Source organism: Streptomyces sp. NBC_01335, assembly GCF_035953295.1.
GTDB lineage: Bacteria > Actinomycetota > Actinomycetes > Streptomycetales > Streptomycetaceae > Streptomyces.
In genome coordinates this window covers 5,073,250-5,091,974 of the sequence record NZ_CP108370.1, presented here as the reverse complement: position 1 = coordinate 5,091,974, position 18,725 = coordinate 5,073,250, and the positions used below count along the sequence as shown (strand labels likewise).

Genomic DNA, 18,725 nt, shown 5'->3' with positions numbered 1-18,725 from the left:
TGTGAAGGAAAGGAAGACCGGTACCGGTGGAGAGACCCAGTGCGGTTGAGCGCGCTCTGCGCGAGGCCGCGCCCCACGAGATCTTCGACGTGCTCCGTTCCCTGATCGAGGATCGTTTCCGCGCCCACGCCGTGGAACTGTTGATGGCCGATTACGCCATGACCAGGCTGCAGCCCGTCGGTGTGCTGCCGCACACGCTGCGGCCGTTGCCGGTGCACGAGAGCGCGCCGGGCCGCGCGTTCGGGGCCCAGGAGGCGCACTGCGTGTACGACGCCCCGGCTTCCACGGTAACGGTGCACCTGCCGGTCAGCGTCCGCGGGGACCGGCTCGGCGTGCTGAGCGTCACCCTGCCGGCCACCGGGGACACGGAGGAGGCGGACGTGGCCGGGGAACTCCAGTTGTGCGCGGACGCGCTGGCTCATGAAGTGGTCGTGGCGGGACGCGACACCGACGTGTTCCTCCAGGCCCGTCGGGCCGAGCGGCTGACGCTGGCCGCCGAGATGCAGTGGCAGCTGCTGCCCGGCCGCTCCTGCGCCCGCCCCGAGTACAGCCTCGGAGCGCAACTGGAGCCCGCGTACGCCATCTTCGGCGACAGCTTCGACTGGTCCGCCTCCGCCGACGATCTGTACCTGACCGTGAGCAACGGCATGGGCGAGGGGATCGACGCCGCGCTGCTGACCAACCTCGCCGTCAACGCCCTGCGCAACGCCCGCCGCGCCGGACTGAGCCTCAGCGACCAGGCGTATCTCGCGGACCAGGCCGTCCACGGGCAGTACGGGGGCACCAAGTACCTGGCGACGCTGCTGCTCCGGTTCCATCTGCCGACCGGTGAGGTGGAGGTCATCGACGCGGGCTCGCCGCGGGTGTGGCGGCTTCGGGCGGGCACGGTCGAGACGGTCGAGTTGGAGGCGCAGGATCCGCTGGGGATGTTCGAGGACACCGCCTACGTTCCCCAGCGCCTTGCCGTCGAGCCCGGTGACCGCCTGTTCTTCATCAGTGACGGCGTCTACGACGCACTGTCACCCGGCGGAGAGAAGTACAGCCTGCGGGCCCTGGCGAGGTCGATCACCAGCACGCGGCTGCTCCCCGCCTCCCAGGTGCCCCGGGCGATGCTGCAGGAACTGCTCGGACACCGCGGCTCCGGCCCGGCCGCCGACGACTCGCTGGTGATGTGCCTGGACTGGCACGGACGCCCCACCGTCGAACGGGAGAACTAGGCCGTGTCTGACCATGCGCGTCGGATCCGCGGGCGGTGTCCGGTGCGGTGCCTCGCAAGGCGGAGGACCGCCCGCGTACTGGCTGTACGCGGGCGGTCCGACAACACCGCGAGGTGCCGTGCCGGGCGCCGACCGCCCGGCGGGAATGGTCAGACACGGCCTAGCCTCCGGGCGCACTTGTGTGATCGACGCGTGAAGGTTCCGGTCCCGCGGTGTGCGCCTCGCGTGCAGCACACCGGGACGGGAACACGGCACGCGGGGGCAGGTTGCCATCGAGGACACCCCTGGAGGATGCTTGCCGCACGGCAAATATGTTCAACGAGCAGGGGAAGGTGGTGCGGTTCGCCCAGGGCGGGCCCTATTCCATGGCCTCAACCAGGGAAAATACCGCTACCCGAACCAGTTGGTGGGGCTTGGCCCCCTACCCCGCCATGGTGGCGGACGCGGCTGGGACGCTTCTTGATCTGAACAGCGCGGCCGACCTCCTCCTGGGCGGTGCGACGCCCGGGGCGAGCATGCGGGACGTGGCTCCCGGCTGGTTGGCCGAAGCCCACCGACGCATGACGGAGGCACACATCGGCTCCGCCCGACGGGCCGACGAGGAGTCCGCCGCGCCGGCCCCGGTGTCGGGGCGGATCGGGGCCCAGAGCTTCGAGGCACATGCCACGCGCACACCGGAGGGGAGTGTGGTGTGGTGGCTGGTCGACGACACCGATCGGCGGCTCGCGGAAGAGGCGCTTCTCACGGAGCGTGAACGCACTCGTTTCCTTTCGGAGGCGTCCAATGTCCTGCTGGCCTCGTTGAACACCGACAGGTGCATGGCCGCGACCGCGCAGCTCGCCGCCGAGTACCTCGCGGACGTCGCCATCGTCGTCGCCCCCGCGAAGGGCGGCGAACTGCCCGTCTCCCGAGCCCTCACCGGGCAGGAAGCCGACCGCGCTCTGCTCGTCGCCGACCCGTCCGATCTCCCCGGACTCGCGGAAGCGCTCCAGGGGTTCCCGCCCGTACCGTCGCGCTGGATCGACCCCGCCGCACTGCCGGCGTGGGTCCTCCCCGACGGCTTCACCGAGAAGGTCGAGTCGGTCGTCGTGACCCCCCTGCCCGGCCACGGGGTGCCGGCGGGAGCCCTGATCCTGCTCCGCCGCAGCGGTCGCACCCGGTTCAACGAGAACGAAGAGGTCTTCGCCCGCCTGTTCGCGGCCCGAGCCGGTGCCGCGCTGTCCGCCGCCCGCCTCTACAGCGAGCAGAGCGCCATCACCCAGACCTTGATGCGCGACCTGCTGCCCCCGAGCCTGCAACGCCTGGACGGAGTGGAGATCGCCGGCGGCTACCGCCCCGCCGGCTCCGCCGAACAGGTCGGGGGCGACTTCTACGACGTCCACCCCGGAACCACCGTGGCGGACGCGTCCCTGGTGGTCCTCGGGGACGTGTGCGGCAAGGGACTGGAAGCCGCCGTCCTGACCGGCAAGATCCGCAACACCCTGCAAGCGCTGCTCCCGATGGCTGACGACCACGAACGAATGCTGCGACTCCTCAACGGCGCCCTGCTGAGCTCCCATCACACCCGCTTCGCCACGCTCGTACTGGCCTCGGTGCACCGTACGGAGAACGAGGTGCGACTGCGCCTCACGTCGGCCGGCCATCCCAGCCCCCTCGTGGTCCGCGCCGACGGAATCATCGAGGAGGTCCCCACCCGCGGTTCGCTGATAGGGGTCCTCCCCACGATCGAGGCCCTCACCGTGGAAGCCGTTCTGGAGCCGGGCGACACCTGCCTTCTCTACACCGACGGATTCACCGAAGCCCGCGGCGGCCCCCTGGGTGACGAGATGTTCGGAGACGAACGCCTGCGACAGGCCCTGGCCGAGTGCGCCGACATGCCGGCCGAAGCCGTCGTCGAGCGCATCCAGATGCTCGCCTCCCAGTGGCTGCGCGACGGCCGCCACGACGACATGGCCCTCATCGCCATCAGTGCACCCCGCACCCAGCATCTCAGCGCCGTGAACGGCCGCACCCGGGGCAGGTACACCGCGTGACCCCCACGAGCACCGACGTCCAGGGTCTGCGGGATCAGTTGTGGGCGGCCGTCACGTCCCGTGACGAGTACCGCGCCGCGGACATCGTCTTCACGGCTCTCGACGACGGCCTGGACGCGGAGACGGCCCTGCTGGCGCTCATCGCCCCCGTGCAGGCGAAGGTGGGCGCCGAATGGGCCGCCAACCGGCTCAGCGTCGCGCAGGAGCACGCGGCCAGCGCCATCACCGAACGGGTCATCGCCGCCCTCGCCCACCACCCCGCCCACCGCACCCCACCCAGCCTCGGTCACATCACCGTGGCCTGCGTGGAACAGGAATGGCACTCGCTCCCCGCCCGCCTCCTGGCCGAAGTCCTCACCCTGCGCGGCTGGCGGGTCGACTTCCTCGGCGCCCAGGTCCCCACCCCGCACCTCATCGCCCACCTCCACAACAGCGGCGCCGACACGGTGGCCCTTTCCTCCTCCCTCCCCACCCGGCTGCCCGCCGCCCACGCGGCGATCACCGCCTGCCAGGCCATCGGCATCCCCGTCCTCGTCGGCGGCGCAGCCTTCGGACCCGACGGCCGATACGCCCGCCTCCTCGGCGCAGACGCCTGGGCCCCCGACGCACGCGCCGCGGCCTGCCGACTCGCCGACGGCATCCCCGCCCCCACACCCGCTCGCGGGCACCAGCAGATCGACGACCTGCCCCATCTGACGGACCAGGAGTACACGCTCGTCAGCCGCACCCAGCCGCAGCTCGTCAAGACCGTTCTCACCCGGCTCGAAGACCGCTTCCCCGCGATGGCCACCTACACCAACCACCAGCGTGAGCGCACCGCCGAAGACCTCGCCCACATCGTCGACTTCCTCGCCGTCGCCCTCTACACGGACGACGACGACCTGTTCACCACGTTCATCACCTGGACCGCGGGCATCCTCACCGCACGCCAGGTACCCGCCCGTTCCCTGCACCCCGCCCTGGACATCCTGGCCACCGAACTCAAGGACTTCCCCCGGACCACACGGCTGCTCGACCAGGCACGCTTCGCTCTGGACCGTGCACCCGCCGCCACCGGGCCGCACCCCGGAGCGACCACATGATGCCTCTGCCCTCCTCCTTCACCCTGACGGCAGAGACCGGCCGCGGCAGTGCATGCCTCCACCTGGACAACCGGCCCCCGTTCCTCCGGCGCCTCCTCGGCATCACCGGAATCCAGCAGCTCTTCGCCCAGCCCCACACCGCCCGACAACAAGCCGAATGTCCTCGGGCGCCGGTCACCTGGACGTCGTGACGCCTCTGACGCGCAAAGGCGCGGGCCGGACTCCGCCGTAGGGTCAGCGGGCGTCCGGCTCGGGCCGGGGCAGTTCGTCCAGGTCGAGGGTGTACGTACGTCCGTCGGCCAGCTCGATGGGCAGCTTGCCCGAGCCGTAGTTGTGCGTGTGGGCCGCGATGTAGCGGGATCCGGCGGGTCGGGTGTGGACGACGACCTCGGCGGCGTACGGGTCAACCACCACGTAGACCGGGATGCCGGAGCGGCCGTACTTCGCGGTGCAGTCGTCGTAGTCCTTGCGCGCTGAGGAGACCGACACCACCTCGGCGATCAGCAGCGCGTCCTCGAAGCCGTAACGCTTGCCGTGCCGCTGCGCGTCCTCCCGCATGATCGCGAAGTCGGGGGCAGAGTTCTCGTCGGCCGGGAATTCGATGTACACGTCGGAGATGACCTTCGCGTGCCGACCGAGGGCCAAGGAGTCGATCTGCATCGACCTGATGGTGTTGGAGTGCTCCTCGCTCCGCGGAGTCATGACCACCTTCCCGTCGGTACCGAAGAAGACCACGTACCCCGCGGGGAACTCGGTGTGCATGACCGCGTCGACGCTCATCAACAGCCCCTTCCCTTGTCCCTTCGCCCCTCAGGATATGGCGTCGCGGCGCTGCGGGTCGTCCACCACGATGAAGGAGGCCCGGGGAAGCACCGAACCCCTTTCCGGACGGGCCCCGCGCAGTGGGCGGCCCAGAATCTGGCGCATGTCGGCTTGCCACTCGGGCGCCCGATGGGGCAGTCGAGCCCATCGACCTTTACCCGGGCGACGGGGCTCCGATCCGATGGCTCACCCCGTGGGTCCATGCGGATGGTCCGTGTCCCGATCATCTACACGAACGTCCTCGACCCGGCCACGAAGAGCTACCGGGACCCCGAGATGTTCACCGGCGCGATCGAGGCGGCCGTGTCCTTCTCCGGGGTTGAGACACGGCGGGGCTCACCGAAGGCTCTGACGCACGCCCGGCGGCGAGCCGGGTCGGCGCCCGGTGACGGCGATGCGGGCCACCGGGAGCAGTCCGGCGGTCAGGAGCAGCCCGCCGACCGGCAGCAGGTCGAGGTCGACCGAGAAGAGAAGGAAGCCCGCGAGCACCAGCAGAGGGCTCCACACCGGCAGCGCACGAGGCGTGGCGGTCACCGGCATGATCAGAAGAACCAGCCAGCCGAGTTGGAAGGCGAGCGGGCCCGCCAGTTGCAGCGGTTCGGGCAGGGGTGCGGCGTCGTCCAGGGCCGCGAACAGGTCGCCGAGAATCACCCGGAGGAAACAGGCGATCCCGAACAGGCTGACCGCCGTGGCCGCGTCAGCGGCGTGACGCCCGTAGCCGGTGGTGGCGCGAGCGATCCGCCGCAGCCGGAACGTCACCACACCGAAGAGTAAGAAGCCGACGAAGAACAGGGTGTGCCCGACGTTCCAGGCAAGCCCTGGCCCGTGCTTTCCGTCCAGCCCGTCGACAAGGCGCAGAACGCCGTAGAGGACCAGCAGAAGCGGGGCGACGAGGACGGCTGCGTCGCGGCCGCCCGTGAGTTTCGGAGTCATGCGAGGAGACTCGCAGTCGCCCGGCGTCCGGCCTATCGGGGACGTCCCTACCCGGTCCGGGAAAGCTCCCCTAAGGGGTCGCGGGGAGGCGAGGGCACACCCCCGCGCCCCGCGCCGTACGGACATGGCGCGGGGCGGAACAGGGCACCGCCCGAAGGACGGCGCCCGGGTACTACTTCCCGCCGGCTCCGGCGGAAGCGGTCCCCGGGGCGGCACCGTGACCGGCACCGGTGGCGGCGGGCGCGGGTGCCTCGGTCTCGTCCGGGGTCTCCTCGAAGTTCACCCGGCCCATGTGGCGGTTCATCGACTTCATCAGCAGCCACACGCCGACGGCGAGCGCGGCGAAGACGAGGAAGCCGAGAACGCCGGGGGTCACCTTGTTCTTGTCGAGCTCGTCGGCGGCCAGCGGGACGAGATGCGTCAGTGCCTGGGTGGAGTACATATCAGGCATTGTCGCGGATGCCCGCGAAGAGATCGCTCTCGGGGAGGGAGGTATCGACGCTCGACTTCACGAGCTCGTACTCCTCGGTCGGCCAGACCTCCTTCTGCACGTCCATCGGCACGCGGAACCAGCCGCCCTCCGGGTCGATCTGCGTGGCGTGGGCGATGAGCGCACGGTCACGCACCTCGAAGAACTCCGCGCACGGGATGTGCGTGGTCAGGGTGCGTTCGGTGTGCTGCATCTCGTCCCAGCGCTTCAGCCAGTCGCCGTACGGGGACTCCAGGCCGCGCGCCAGGAGCGCCTCGTGCAGGGCGAGGGTGCGGGGCCTGTTGAAGCCCTGGTTGTAGTACAGCTTCCGCGGTTCCCAGACGGGGCCGAACTCGTCCTCGGGGAAGCGCTCCTTGTCGTTCGCACCGTCGAACGCGATCATCGTGATCTTGTGGGTCATGATGTGGTCGGGGTGCGGGTAGCCGCCGTTCTCGTCGTACGTGGTGACGACCTGCGGGCGGAACGAACGGATCCGGGCGACGAGGCGCCCTGCGGCGGTCTCCTCGTCCTCCAGTGCGAAGCAGCCCTCGGGAAGCGGAGGCAGCGGGTCGCCCTCGGGGAGGCCGGAGTCGACGAAGCCGAGCCATTCCTGCTGGACGCCGAGAATCGCGCGGGCCTCGTCCATCTCCTTCCTGCGCACCTCGTGGATGTTCTCCTCGATGTACGCGTCTCCCTGGAGCCGGGGGTTGAGGATGGAACCACGCTCGCCACCGGTGCAGGTGACGACCATGACGTCCACCCCCTCGGACACGTACTTGGCCATGGTGGCCGCGCCCTTGCTCGACTCGTCGTCGGGGTGGGCGTGGACGGCCATCAGGCGCAGCTGCTCGGTCAAGACTCGGTCCTCAGTTATTCGTCGCGATGGGCAACTCCTATAGTGACCGAACGGGAAGGTGGAAAATTCCTCGATTCCCTGCACAGGAGGAACGATCATGACGGCGCTGCGCGAGGCCACACCCGAGGGCCGGTACGGCCGGAGCCGGGACGAGCAGGCCGACCGCAAGCTCAGGGTGGTCGGCGCGGTCCTGGGTGCGGCGCTGGTCGGCGTGATCGTGTGGATCGGTGTGGACTACATCGGCGGTACGGACATCAGCGCCGAGCTGATCAAGTCCAAGGTCGTCTCCGACGAGCGGGCCGAGGCCCATCTCGAAGTGCACAAGGACAAGGACTCAGGCGGCTTCTGCACGGTCCGCGCCCTGGACGCGGCGGGCAGCGAGGTGGCCCGCAAGGACTTCCGCTTCGACCAGCACGTGGGGCGCGTCGACGAGGTCGTGGCGCTGCGGACGACGGCCCGGGCCAGCGCGGTGGAGCTGGTGGGCTGCACGAGCGGCGGCTCGGCCGGCTGAGCCCCCGGCGTTCCGCTCGCCGCGGACCGCCCCGTGCGCGCTGTGCGCCCCGTGCCGCCCGTACTGTCCGCCACGCCTCCAGTGGCGCCGGGTAACCTTCTCCCCCTTTGCCCGGGAAATTGTTAGGCTCGTGGTTTCGCCCACCCGTGAGGGAACAAGCTCGGGGTAGGGCGATGCTTTGTATTCCCAGCACCGACGAGGAGCACCTGTGACCCAGACCAGCGAAAACGTCACCTGGCTCACGCAGGAGGCGTACAACCAGCTCAAGGCCGAGCTGGAGTACCTGTCTGGTCCCGCGCGCACGGAGATCTCCGTAAAGATCGCGGCGGCCCGCGAGGAGGGCGACCTCCGCGAGAACGGCGGGTACCACGCGGCCAAGGAAGAGCAGGGCAAGATGGAGCTCCGGGTGCGTCAGCTCACCCAGCTCCTGGAGCACGCGAAGGTCGGCGAGGCGCCGGCCGACGACGGTGTGGTCGAGCCCGGCATGGTCGTGACGATCGCCTTCGACGGCGACGAGGACGACACGGTGACCTTCCTGCTCGCCTCCCGTGAGTACGCGAGCACGGAGATCGAGACGTACTCGCCGCAGTCGCCGCTCGGCAAGGGCGTCAACGGCAAGCGCATGGGCGACGACGCGGAGTACGAGCTGCCCAACGGCAAGAAGGCCACGGTGAAGATCCTGTCGGCCAAGCCGTACACCGGCTGAGCCACCGAGTCTCCCGCGTCGCGCCGCGACGTACGAAGCCCCGGTCGCGGACTCCCGAGGAGTCCGCGACCGGGGCTTTCGCGTGACCACCGGCGCCCTGGCCCGAACTCCGTACAGGTGTGCCCCTGTTCGCCGGCTTCTGCGGGCGGGGACACAGCCGTTGGTCGCTCAGTGGGGCGCGAGCCTCAGACCGCCGCCCGCCGGTACTTGCGGACCGCCAGCGTCCGGAAGACCACGGTGATCACGACGGACCAGATCAGCGAGGCCCAGACCGGGTGCTGCATCGGCCAGGCGTCGGACGGGGAGACACCCGGGTTGCCGAAGAGGACGCGGCACGCCTGCACGGTCGCGCTGAACGGGTTCCAGTCGGCGATCGGCTGGAGCCAGGACGCCATCTGGCTGGAGTCCACGAAGGCGTTGGAGATGAACGTCACCGGGAAGAGCCAGATCAGGCCGCCGGAGGTCGCCGCCTCCGGGGTGCGTACGGTCAGCCCGATGAGGGCGCCGATCCAGGAGAAGGCGTACCCGAGCAGCAGGAGCAGGCCGAAGGCGCCCAGAGCCTTCCAGATGCCCTCGTGGATGCGCCAGCCGACGAGCAGGGCGACGACCACGAGCACCATCACGGTGAGGGTGGTCTGTACGAGGTCGGCGATGGTCCGCCCGGTGAGGACCGCGCCCCGGGCCATGGGCAGGGAGCGGAACCGGTCGATGAGGCCCTTGTGCATGTCGTCCGCGATGCCCGCGCCGGCTCCCGCCGTGGCGAAGGTGACGGTCTGGGCGAAGATGCCGGCCATCAGGAAGTTGCGGTAGACCTCCGGGGAGGTCGAGCCGCCCACGTTCATCGAGCCGCCGAAGACGTAGCTGAACAGCACCACGAACATGATCGGCTGGATCAGCCCGAAGAGAACCACCTCGGGGATGCGGGTCATCCTGATCAGGTTCCGTTTGGCGATCACCAGGGAGTCGCCGACCGACTGGACGATGCCGCCGGACGGGCGGGGGGCCAGGCTCGTCGGGGCCTCTTCCGTGCGCGTGGTCACCGTGCGTCCTCCTTCGCGTTCCCGGACCCGGGGGAAGCCGCCGTCGAGCCGCCCCCTCCCGTGCCGCCTCCGGTGTTGCCGCTCTCTCCGTCCGGCCCTTCGCCGTTCCGTCCCTCGCCGTTCCCGTTCTCGCCCTCGGCCGCGTGGCCGGTGAGCGAGATGAAGACGTCGTCCAGGGTGGGGCGGCGCAGCCCGATGTCGTCGATCTCGACGTTCCGGCCGTCCAGGTCGCGGATGACCTCGGCGAGGAGTTTGGCGCCGCCGGTGACCGGGATGGTGAGTTTGCGCATGTGCCGCACGACGGTGACTTCGCCCTTGCCGTACCGGGCCAGTGCCTCGCGGGCGGGTTCGATCTCTTCCGGGGTGTGGACGACGACCTCGACGCGTTCGCCGCCGGTACGGGCCTTGAGCTGGTCGGACGTACCGCGTTCGATGACCTTGCCGTGGTCGATGACGCAGATGTCGTGGGCGAGGTGGTCGGCCTCTTCGAGGTACTGCGTGGTCAGCAGCAGAGTCGTTCCGCCACCGACGAGTTCCTCGATGACCTCCCAGAGCTGCTGGCGGTTGCGGGGGTCGAGGCCGGTGGTCGGCTCGTCCATGAACATGACCGGCGGCCGGACCACGAGGGCCGCCGCGAGGTCGAGCCGGCGCCGCATGCCGCCCGAGTACGTCTTGGCGGTCCGGTCGGCCGCGTCTGTGAGGTGGAACCGCTCCAGCAGCTCGTCCGCCCGCTTCTTCGCGTCGCGGGCGCGCATCTGGTAGAGCCGGGCGACCATCTGGAGGTTCTCGCGGCCGGTCAGGTACTCGTCGACCGCGGCGAACTGCCCGGACAGCCCGATGGAGCGGCGTACCTCGTTGGGTTTGGCCAGGACGTCGATGCCCGCGACCTCGGCCCGGCCGCTGTCGGGTTGCAGCAGGGTGGTGAGGACGCGTACGGCGGTGGTCTTGCCCGCGCCGTTGGGGCCGAGGAGGCCGAGGACCGTTCCTTTGGGGACGTCGAGATCGACGCCGTCCAGCGCTCGTACGTCGCCGAAGGTCTTGACCAGACCTTCGGCGTGGATCGCACCTGGCACAGGAGGTACCCCCCGTCTGCTGTGGGACCGTCTGCTGTCGGACGGACCGGTTGTCCGTTCACATACCTACGGTGCGCATCCTAGGACGTTCCGGACAATTCACACCCGAGGGGAACGGCCGGGCGCGGCCCTGCCGTGCGCGAGACAGCAGACCCGCCGTGCGCGAGACAGCGGGCCCGCCGTGTGCGAAACGGCGGCCCCGACTCACTCGACGATGAGGTGCCCGGCGGCGCGGAGGACCGCGGCGACCTCCTCGCAGTGCTCGGGGCCCTTGGTCTCCAGGTGGAGTTCGACCTCCGCCTCGGTGAGGCCGAGGCGCGGTTCGGTCCGTACGTGGCTGATGTCGAGCACGTTCGCGTCGGCGCCGGAGAGGGTGGCCAGCAGGGCGGCCAGGGCGCCGGGCCGGTCCACCATCCGCACCCGCAGGCTCAGGTAGCGGCCGGCCGCGGCCATGCCGTGGCGGAGGGTGCGCTGCATGAGCAGCGGGTCCACGTTTCCGCCGGAGAGCACGGCGACGACCGGCCCCCGGAAGGACTTCGGGTCGCTGAGCAGCGCGGCGACGGGGCTGGCGCCCGCGGGCTCGACGACGAGCTTGGCCCGTTCCAGGCAGAGCAGCAGGGCGCTGGAGAGTTCGTCCTCGGTGACCGTGCGGACCTCGTCCACCAGCTCCTGGATCAGGCCGAACGGTACGTCGCCGGGGCGGCCGACCCTGATGCCGTCGGCCATCGTCTGCGGGGTCGTCTCCAGGGCGACCGGGTGCCCGGCGGCGAGGGAGGGCGGGTACGCGGCGGCGCCCGCCGCCTGCACGCCGATGATCTTCACGTCGGGGCGGAGTGCCTTGACGGCGACGGCGATGCCGGCGGCCAGTCCGCCGCCGCCGATGCCCACGACGATGGTGCGGACCTCGGGGCACTGTTCGAGGATCTCCAGGCCGACGGTGCCCTGGCCCGCGATGATGTCGGGGTGGTCGAAGGGGTGGATGAAGACCGCTCCGGCCCGCTCCGCGTACTCCTGGGCGGCGGCCAGGGTCTCGTCCACGACCTGGCCGTGCAGCCGGACCTCGGCGCCGTACTCGCGGGTCGCGGCGACCTTGGGGAGGGGAGCGCCGACCGGCATGAAGACCGTGGAACGTACGCCGCGCAGAGAGGAGGCGAGTGCGACACCCTGCGCATGGTTTCCGGCACTCGCGGCGACGACTCCGCCCGCCCGCTCCTCCGGGGTGAGGCCGGCGATGCGTACGTAGGCTCCGCGCAGCTTGAAGGAGCCGGTGCGCTGGAGGTTCTCGCACTTGAACTGGACGGGGGCGCCGACGAGCTCCGACAGGTGGCGGCTGCCCTCCATCACGGTCGTTCTGGCCACGCCGGACAGTATTTTCTGGGCGCCCCGGACGTCGTCGAGGATCAGCGGCGGGTGGGGTGCGGACGTACGGAAGCTCATGACCGCCAGTCTCGCAGCTCGCCGCCGGGCCGCCCGCCGAGTGGTCCGGCCCCCACCCGCCCCGGCACCCCGCCTGTTCTCGGATGGTCGGGTTTGCCTACCGTGGACACACCCGCCCGCATCGCCGCGTACTGTGTCCTCCACCCATCCGACACCGCACGAAGAGAGCTATTGGCCATGCCCCCTCAGGACATGACGAATGCTGCGTCTCCTTCCGGGGACGACGTCTCCCCTCCACAGGGTCCCGACCCCGTCGTCCTCGACACGCTCCAGCACCAGGTGGCGGTCTTCGCCCGGCGTGCCGAGCAGACCCGTCTCGGTGGCGTCGGCAAGGTCCGCAACTCGATGGACCGGGCCGCGTACCTGCTGCTGAACCGGCTGGACCGGGAAGGCCCGATGGGCGTGAAGGCGCTGGCCGCGGGCATGGGCATCGACTCCTCGACGGTGACCCGTCAGGTCGCCCCGCTCGTGGACACCGGGCTGGTCAAGCGGACCTCGCACCCGGAGGACGGCCGGGCGGTGGTGCTCCAGTTGTCGCCGCGCGGGCAGGCCCGCCTCGACGAGGTGCGCGCCTCCCGCCGGGATCTGATGTCGCAGGTCACGGACGACTGGAGCGAGGAGGAGCGGGAGACCTTCTGCGCCCTGCTGACGCGCTTCAACAGTGCTCTCGCGCTCCGGCAGGCGGCTCACCAGCCGCAGAGCGACTGACCTGGAACTACCCTGGAACAGCAGGCCCACGTGAAGGACGAGGAGGCCGCCATGACCAGGAAAGTCGCCGACTGCCGTAAGTATCCGAGCGTGTCGGGCTGCTCACTGACCATCTCCGGCGAGGAGAACGAGGTCGTCCGGGCAGCGGCCGAGCACGCCGTCTCGGTGCACGAGCACAAGGACGGCCCCGAACTGCGTGAGCAGATCAGGGCCTCGCTGGACGACGAGAACGCGAAGTCCGCCGTCTGAGCGACCGGAAGCCCCTCGGCCCCGCGAGCCCAGGAGCCACAGAGCCCAGGAGCCACAGAGCCCGAGAGCTTGGAAGCCCGAGAACCTGCCGGATGTTCCGCGGTGTCTGCGGGTGTCCGGGAGTACGGTGCCGGGGCGCGTTCCCCGGCACCGTTCGTACGGGCGGACATCGCCCGGAAGGGCGGAGGGGCGATCAACGACCCTCCGCCGTAGCCGAGTTCGTCAGCCGAGTGCCTGGGCGAGGTCGGCCAGCAGGTCGTCGCCGTTCTCGATGCCGACGGAGAGCCGTACCAGGTCGGCGGGGACCTCCAGCGGGGAGCCGGCGGCGGAGGCGTGGGTCATCCGGCCCGGGTGCTCCAGCAGCGACTCGACGCCGCCGAGCGACTCGCCGAGGGTGAACAGCTTCGCACGGTCGCAGACGTTGACGGCCGCCTCCTCGCCGCCGCGCACGCGGAAGGAGACCATGCCGCCGAACGCCCGCATCTGCTTGGCGGCGACCTCGTGGCCCGGGTGGTCCGGCAGTCCGGGGTAGAGGACCTGCGTCACCTCGGGATGGCGGGTGAGCAGTTCGGCGATCCGGCCGGCGTTCTCGGTGTGCCGGTCCATGCGGACGGCGAGGGTCTTGATGCCGCGCAGCACCAGCCAGGCGTCGAACGGGCCCGCGACCGCGCCCATCGCGTTCTGGTGGAAGGCCAACTCCTCGGCGAGACCGGCGTCGTCGACGATCAGCGCGCCACCGACCACGTCGGAGTGGCCGCCCATGTACTTGGTGGTGGAGTGCACCACGACGTCCGCGCCCAGCGCCAGCGGCTGCTGGAGGTAGGGGCTGGCGAAGGTGTTGTCGACGACCAGCCGGGCACCGGCCTGGCGGGCCACGTCCGCGACGGCCGCGATGTCGGTGATGCCGAGCAGCGGGTTGGAGGGCGTCTCGACCCAGACCGCCTTGGTGCGCGGGGTGATCGCGGCGCGTACCGCGGCCACGTCCGAGGTGTCGGCCACCGAGAACTCCACGCCCCAGCGCGACGCGACCTTGGCGAACAGCCGGAAGGTGCCGCCGTAGGCGTCGTTCGGGATCACCACGTGGTCGCCGGGGGTGAGCAGCGTACGGAGCAGGCAGTCCTCGGCGGCGAGTCCGGAGGCGAAGGCGAGTCCGCGCCGGCCGCCCTCCAGCGCCGCCAGGTTCTCCTCCAGGGCGGTGCGCGTCGGGTTGGCGCTGCGGCTGTACTCGTATCCCCCGCGCAGTCCGCCGACACCGTCCTGCTTGTACGTGGACACCTGGTAGATGGGCGGAACGACGGCGCCGGTGAGCGGATCGGCGGTGCTTCCCGCGTGGATCGCGAGGGTCTCGAAGCTGTGCTGGTCGGTCATGAGGCCCGAGCGTAGTTCGTCGCGAGGGCCCGCACCGGACGCTCGGCCGTACGGGGACAATGGGTCCATGGAGATTCTGTGGTTGCTGCTCGCGCTCTGCATGATCACAGCGGTGCTGGGGCCGTTGCTGTGGCGCCGCCGGGGCGGCGGCATCCAGCTCGCGACGCCCGGTTCGCCGGACGCGGCCGACCCGGAGACGTACGGCTTCCTGCGGCAGGAGTCGCTGGACGTGCGGCTGCCCGGCCCGGACCAGGACCTGGCCGACGTGCTCCACGTGGTGCAGGCCACCCAGGAGTGGCGTGCGGCGGCCCAACTGCTCGCCGGTACGCCGGAGGAGGGCGAGATCCGGTGGCAGCGGGTACAGGCGTTCGCAGGGGCAGCCGCGCTCGAACTCGGTGAGCGGCCCGGCGTGGGCGGTGCCTGGCTGCGCTCGTGGCGTGCCGAGGCGCCCCAGGATCCGGGTGCGGCGGAGGTGCACGCGGAGTTCCTGGTGCAGCGGGCGTGGCGGTCCTCCGCGGTGGGCAGCGAGGACTTCCGGGTGCTGCTGGACGAGGCGCGCACGGTCGCCGGTGAGGCGTCGGCGCTCGCTCCGGGCGACCCCGTTCCGTACCTCACGCACCTGGCGGTGGCGCGTGGACTGGGGTACGCCCCCGAGGAGTTCGACCGGCTCTGGGCGGAGGTCCTCGACCGCGCCCCGGCGCACTTCGGCGCGCATCTGGCGGCACTGCACTACTGGTCCTCGAAGTGGCACGGCTCGCGCGAACTGGCCGACCGGTTCGCCACCTCCGCCGCCGCGCGCGCCCCGCAGGGGTCGCTCCTCGCCGCGCTGCCGCTGTTCTCGCTCTACGACAACCTGCCCGAGGTGAACCTGACGCCGAGCTTCTACCGGAGCGCGGCGGTGACGAAGGCCGTCGAGGGGGCGATGTTCGCGGTGCACTCGGCGCGCCAGGACGACCCGACGCTCGCCCATGTCCGGCATCTGCTGGTGCTGTTCCTGGTCCGGATGGAGCGCTGGTCCGAGGCGATGCACCAGTTCGTCCGCATCGACGGGTACGTCGGGGCGCTGCCCTGGACCGAGGACGCGGACCCGGCCGGCACGTACGCGGTCTACCGCGCGCTCGCGGTGGCCGGTTACGAGGCGAACGGCGGCAGCCCGGCGCGACTGCTCGGATAGCTACCCCTCGGACAGCGACCGCCGTCGCACCGGGGCTGACGCGCCCCCTGGGTCCCTCGCGCCCGCCAGGTCACCGGTGGGACACGATCCGATCACCCCCCACAACCTTTTGACCTCGCACTTTGTCGTTGTTCGTGGTCTGTCACATCCATCTGCTGTTGCCTGATTCCCGTGGGGGGAACCATTCCGTGGGCGCAACCCTGCGCGCGCTGCGCGCCCTCGTCCTGCTCGCCGGCTTCTACGTCTTCGGGCTGCTGCTCCTCGCGGCGATCCTCGCCGTCGACGTGTCCCTCACCCAGGTCGGCCTGCGCGGCCCGAACCTGCTGAAGCTGTACGTCCTCTCGGTGGTCGTGGCGCTGCCGATCGTCCAGGGCTTCCTGATGCTCCGGACACCGGAAGGCGAGGAACCTCCCGGGCTGGAGGTCTCCGAGGCCGACGAGCCGGCGCTCTGGCGTACGGTGCGCGAGCTCGCCGACGCCGTCCAGACCCGGGCCCCGTCCCGGATCGTGCTCACCGGCGACGTCAACGCCGCCGTCTCCGAGCGCTCCCGCTTCCTCGGCATGCTGCCCGGCCCGCGCGCCCTCTACCTCGGCGTCCCGCTCGTTCAGGGGCTCAGCGAGGCGCAGCTCCGCTCGGTGCTCGCCCACGAGCTGGGCCACTACTCGCACGCCGACACCCGGCTGGCCGGGATCACCGTCCGGGGCCGCGCCCAGGTGCTGCGTACCATCGCGCGGTTCGAGGAGCGCGCCGGCCGGACGGCGGACCGCGAACGCGCGCGGCTGCAGGAGAAGTCCGACCGCGCCGTCGCCAAGGGCAAGCGGCCCAAGGACGTCGACCCGGGCCGGGCGGGCATCAGCTTCCGCGCGATGTCGAAGGTGTACGGCCTGTACGCCCGGTTCTACTTCTGGGCGACGCTCGCGGGTGCCCGCCGCCAGGAGTTCGCGGCGGACGCGGCGGCGGCCCGGATCACGGGGCGCGACGCGACCGCGTCGGCGCTGCGCGAGATCCCCGGGCTGAGCGCCGCCCACGACTTCTACCTCGACCGGTACGCGACGCTCGGGCTGCCCGCGGATCTGATGCCGCCGCGCGGCGAGGTGTTCGGCGGCTTCGGCCGGATGCTGACGGCGCGCGAACTGGAACTCGCCTCGATGCGCGCCGAGCTGCCCGCCGAGGCCGTCTCCCGCTACGACTCGCACCCGCCGATCCAGGAGCGCGTGCGCCGCATCGAGTCGCTGGCCCCCGACGGCCGCACCGACGAGGGCAAGGGCGCCGCGTCCGGGCTGCTCGCCGACATGAACCGGACGCTGGCGGCACTGGAGGACGTGGTGCTGGTCGAGAAGGTGCGCTCGCTGCCCCGCGCGGCCGGCTGGCAGGAGCTGCTGGACGCGTCCATGGACGCGCGGCTGCGCTCGGCGGACTCCCCCGTGCACCGCGCGCTGGCCATGTACACGCAGGCGCCGCCGACGCTCGGTGCGCTGCTGAAGGTGATCGAGGACGGTCAGCTCTGGAAGCTCGCGCAGCGGCTGCCGCTCTCCGAGCAGGCCGCCGCCGCCAAGGGGCGCGCGTTCCGCGAGTTCGCGCGGCCCTCACTCCTCGGCGGGGTGAAGGCGATGGCACTGGCGGAGCTCTCCGCCGAATCCCGCCTGACCTGGGAGTTCTCCTGGTCGGAGCCGGCCGCGCCGCGTGTCGTCCCGCTTCCGGACGGCACCGAGCCCGATGTCGAGGCCGCTGTGGAAGCGGCGGTGGCCGACGTCCCCGAGACGGCCGCGCTGCGCGCGCTGGTCGCACCCGTCACGACCTCCCCGGACTCGCCGGACTCGCCGGCCCCCGGCTCCGCCGCGTGAGCCCTGGCGGAAGAGCGCACACACGACTCCGCACTGTTCACCACCGCACGGATTCACAGAGAGACACGACGTGACCATATTGCTCTGGGTCGTCCTGACCCCCATCGCCCTCATCGTCCTGGCCATCGTGGGCTACTTCCTCAAGGCGATCGTGTCGGGGGCCGTCGAGGGCTGGCGGGAGGGGACCTCCGAGAACGACGCGAACGGCGACGCGTACGAGCTGCCCGAGGAGTGTGCGGCGCTCGGCCTGCTCCCCCGCGACCGGCTGGACAAGACCGCGCCCGGCCCGGAGCCCGAGGTGGTGACCGCCGCGCTCACCGCCGCGGTGGCCGGTGACTGGAAGCCTGCCGCCGAGCTGATGCGGCAGACGGCCGAGGCCAAGGACTGGGAGCGCCGCTCCGGGTTCGCGTACACGCTGGGTGACAAGGCGGCGGAGGACGACGCCTGGCTGCTGGCCTGGGAGACCGCGCGCCCCGACGACCCGGACGCGGCGGTGGTGCGGGCGCGCAGCACCGTCTCGCTGGCCTGGAACATCCGGGGCGCGAAGCGGGCCACGTCCACGACGAGCGAGCAGTTCCAGGGGTTCCACACCGTCCTGGCCCGCTCCCGCGAGGAGATGGCCCGCGCCGCCGAGCTGAACCCCGCCGACCCCACCCCGTACATCACCGAGATCTGGACCGGTCTCGGGCTGGGCTACCCGCATGCGGAGATGGACCGGCTCTGGGCGGAGATCACGGCCCGTGCGCCGCACCACTACGAGGCGCATTTCTCGGCGCTCCAGTACTGGTGCAAGAAGTGGCGCGGATCAAAGGAGCTGGCCCACGCCTTCGCCGCCGAGACCGCCGCGAAAGCTCCGCTGGGCAGCCTGCTGAAGGTGTTCCCGCTGATCGCTCACTTCGAGCACGACGACACCTCCGACGGCGACTTCACGAAGACGCCCGAGGTGCTCGCGCTCGTGGACGCCGCACTCGCGGACGCCGCCGCCGCCGACCCCGACCACCCGCGTCTGGCGGAGGTCCGCCACGTGCTGGCCTACTTCCTCTCGTTCCAGGACCGCGACGCGGAGGCGGTGGAGCAGTTCACGCTCGTGGACGGGTACGTCGGCTCGCTGCCGTGGTCGTACGACGGGGATCCGGCCAGGCTCTACTGCCACCTGCGCGACCTGTCCGTGAAGGCGGTGGCGAAGGCCTCCTGACCTGGCCT

The 18,725-nt window shown here is 71.0% G+C and carries 18 protein-coding genes and 1 pseudogene; 11 read left to right on the top strand and 8 right to left on the bottom strand.

What is annotated here, in order from left to right; genetic code table 11:
• The first annotated feature begins 26 nt into the window (after positions 1–26).
• The 3 genes from OG599_RS21975 (at position 27) to OG599_RS21965 (ending at position 4,332) form a co-directional block, all read left to right on the top strand.
• Positions 27–1,217: a PP2C family protein-serine/threonine phosphatase gene (locus tag OG599_RS21975; RefSeq protein WP_327177687.1), complete on the top strand. Its 1,191-nt coding sequence runs from the start codon at positions 27–29 to the stop codon at positions 1,215–1,217.
• A gap of 365 nt (positions 1,218–1,582) precedes the next feature.
• Positions 1,583–3,250: a SpoIIE family protein phosphatase gene (locus OG599_RS21970; protein ID WP_442809701.1), complete on the top strand. Its 1,668-nt coding sequence runs from the start codon at positions 1,583–1,585 to the stop codon at positions 3,248–3,250.
• Complete coding sequence (locus tag OG599_RS21965; RefSeq protein ID WP_327177686.1) at positions 3,247–4,332, top strand: cobalamin B12-binding domain-containing protein; 1,086 nt, start codon at positions 3,247–3,249, stop codon at positions 4,330–4,332. Before OG599_RS21970 ends, OG599_RS21965 begins: the two co-directional genes overlap by 4 nt.
• Before the next feature lie 234 nt (positions 4,333–4,566).
• Here OG599_RS21965 and OG599_RS21960 read toward each other — a convergent pair whose 3' ends face one another.
• On the bottom strand, positions 4,567–5,112 hold the full coding sequence (locus tag OG599_RS21960) for a Uma2 family endonuclease (RefSeq protein WP_327177685.1): 546 nt from the start codon (positions 5,110–5,112) through the stop codon (positions 4,567–4,569).
• Between the two features lie 258 nt (positions 5,113–5,370).
• On the opposite strand from OG599_RS21960, the pseudogene OG599_RS21955 reads away from it, so the two are divergent.
• A pseudogene (locus tag OG599_RS21955) lies at positions 5,371–5,469 on the top strand (Uma2 family endonuclease); the annotation flags it as partial.
• Between the two features lie 21 nt (positions 5,470–5,490).
• Here the strand turns inward: OG599_RS21955 and OG599_RS21950 are convergent.
• The 3 genes from OG599_RS21950 to mca form a co-directional block, all read right to left on the bottom strand.
• Complete coding sequence (locus OG599_RS21950) at positions 5,491–6,087, bottom strand: hypothetical protein (protein WP_327177684.1); 597 nt, start codon at positions 6,085–6,087, stop codon at positions 5,491–5,493.
• 172 nt (positions 6,088–6,259) lie between these two features.
• Complete coding sequence (locus OG599_RS21945; protein WP_327177683.1) at positions 6,260–6,529, bottom strand: hypothetical protein; 270 nt, start codon at positions 6,527–6,529, stop codon at positions 6,260–6,262.
• A gap of 1 nt (position 6,530) precedes the next feature.
• Positions 6,531–7,412, bottom strand: a complete 882-nt coding sequence (mca, locus tag OG599_RS21940; protein ID WP_327177682.1) for a mycothiol conjugate amidase Mca — start codon at positions 7,410–7,412, stop codon at positions 6,531–6,533.
• Between the two features lie 97 nt (positions 7,413–7,509).
• Between mca and OG599_RS21935 the strand changes: the two genes are divergently transcribed.
• Both OG599_RS21935 and greA read left to right on the top strand, forming a co-directional pair.
• Positions 7,510–7,923, top strand: a complete 414-nt coding sequence (locus OG599_RS21935) for a DUF4307 domain-containing protein (RefSeq protein WP_327177681.1) — start codon at positions 7,510–7,512, stop codon at positions 7,921–7,923.
• 208 nt (positions 7,924–8,131) lie between these two features.
• On the top strand, positions 8,132–8,629 hold the full coding sequence (gene greA, locus OG599_RS21930; protein ID WP_327177680.1) for a transcription elongation factor GreA: 498 nt from the start codon (positions 8,132–8,134) through the stop codon (positions 8,627–8,629).
• A 185-nt stretch (positions 8,630–8,814) separates the two neighbouring features.
• On the opposite strand, the gene OG599_RS21925 is transcribed toward greA, so the two are convergent.
• The 3 genes from OG599_RS21925 to ilvA form a co-directional block, all read right to left on the bottom strand.
• Positions 8,815–9,669 carry an ABC transporter permease gene (locus OG599_RS21925; protein ID WP_327177679.1) on the bottom strand — a complete coding sequence of 285 codons (855 nt, stop codon included), beginning with the start codon at positions 9,667–9,669 and terminating at the stop codon, positions 8,815–8,817.
• Positions 9,666–10,742, bottom strand: a complete 1,077-nt coding sequence (locus OG599_RS21920; RefSeq protein ID WP_327177678.1) for an ATP-binding cassette domain-containing protein — start codon at positions 10,740–10,742, stop codon at positions 9,666–9,668. Before OG599_RS21920 ends, OG599_RS21925 begins: the two co-directional genes overlap by 4 nt.
• 204 nt (positions 10,743–10,946) lie before the next feature.
• The gene (ilvA, locus tag OG599_RS21915; protein WP_327177677.1) at positions 10,947–12,179 is read right to left on the bottom strand and encodes a threonine ammonia-lyase; all 1,233 of its coding nucleotides are present in this window, start codon (positions 12,177–12,179) and stop codon (positions 10,947–10,949) included.
• A gap of 177 nt (positions 12,180–12,356) precedes the next feature.
• On the opposite strand from ilvA, the gene OG599_RS21910 reads away from it, so the two are divergent.
• Together OG599_RS21910 and OG599_RS21905 are read left to right on the top strand one after the other, a co-directional pair.
• Positions 12,357–12,887, top strand: coding sequence for a MarR family winged helix-turn-helix transcriptional regulator (locus OG599_RS21910; protein ID WP_327177676.1), 531 nt, complete (start codon positions 12,357–12,359; stop codon positions 12,885–12,887).
• A 51-nt stretch (positions 12,888–12,938) separates the two neighbouring features.
• Positions 12,939–13,136, top strand: coding sequence for a DUF1059 domain-containing protein (locus OG599_RS21905; protein ID WP_327177675.1), 198 nt, complete (start codon positions 12,939–12,941; stop codon positions 13,134–13,136).
• A gap of 222 nt (positions 13,137–13,358) precedes the next feature.
• Here the strand turns inward: OG599_RS21905 and OG599_RS21900 are convergent, their stop codons facing one another.
• The gene (locus tag OG599_RS21900) at positions 13,359–14,504 is read right to left on the bottom strand and encodes a cystathionine gamma-synthase (RefSeq protein ID WP_327177674.1); all 1,146 of its coding nucleotides are present in this window, start codon (positions 14,502–14,504) and stop codon (positions 13,359–13,361) included.
• A gap of 67 nt (positions 14,505–14,571) precedes the next feature.
• Between OG599_RS21900 and OG599_RS21895 the strand changes: the two genes are divergently transcribed.
• The 3 genes from OG599_RS21895 (at position 14,572) to OG599_RS21885 (ending at position 18,717) form a co-directional block, all read left to right on the top strand.
• Positions 14,572–15,678, top strand: a complete 1,107-nt coding sequence (locus tag OG599_RS21895; RefSeq protein WP_327177673.1) for a hypothetical protein — start codon at positions 14,572–14,574, stop codon at positions 15,676–15,678.
• 188 nt (positions 15,679–15,866) lie between these two features.
• Positions 15,867–17,522: a M48 family metalloprotease gene (locus OG599_RS21890; RefSeq protein WP_327177672.1), complete on the top strand. Its 1,656-nt coding sequence runs from the start codon at positions 15,867–15,869 to the stop codon at positions 17,520–17,522.
• 70 nt (positions 17,523–17,592) lie between these two features.
• On the top strand, positions 17,593–18,717 hold the full coding sequence (locus OG599_RS21885) for a hypothetical protein (protein WP_327177671.1): 1,125 nt from the start codon (positions 17,593–17,595) through the stop codon (positions 18,715–18,717).
• Positions 18,718–18,725 lie beyond the last annotated feature (8 nt).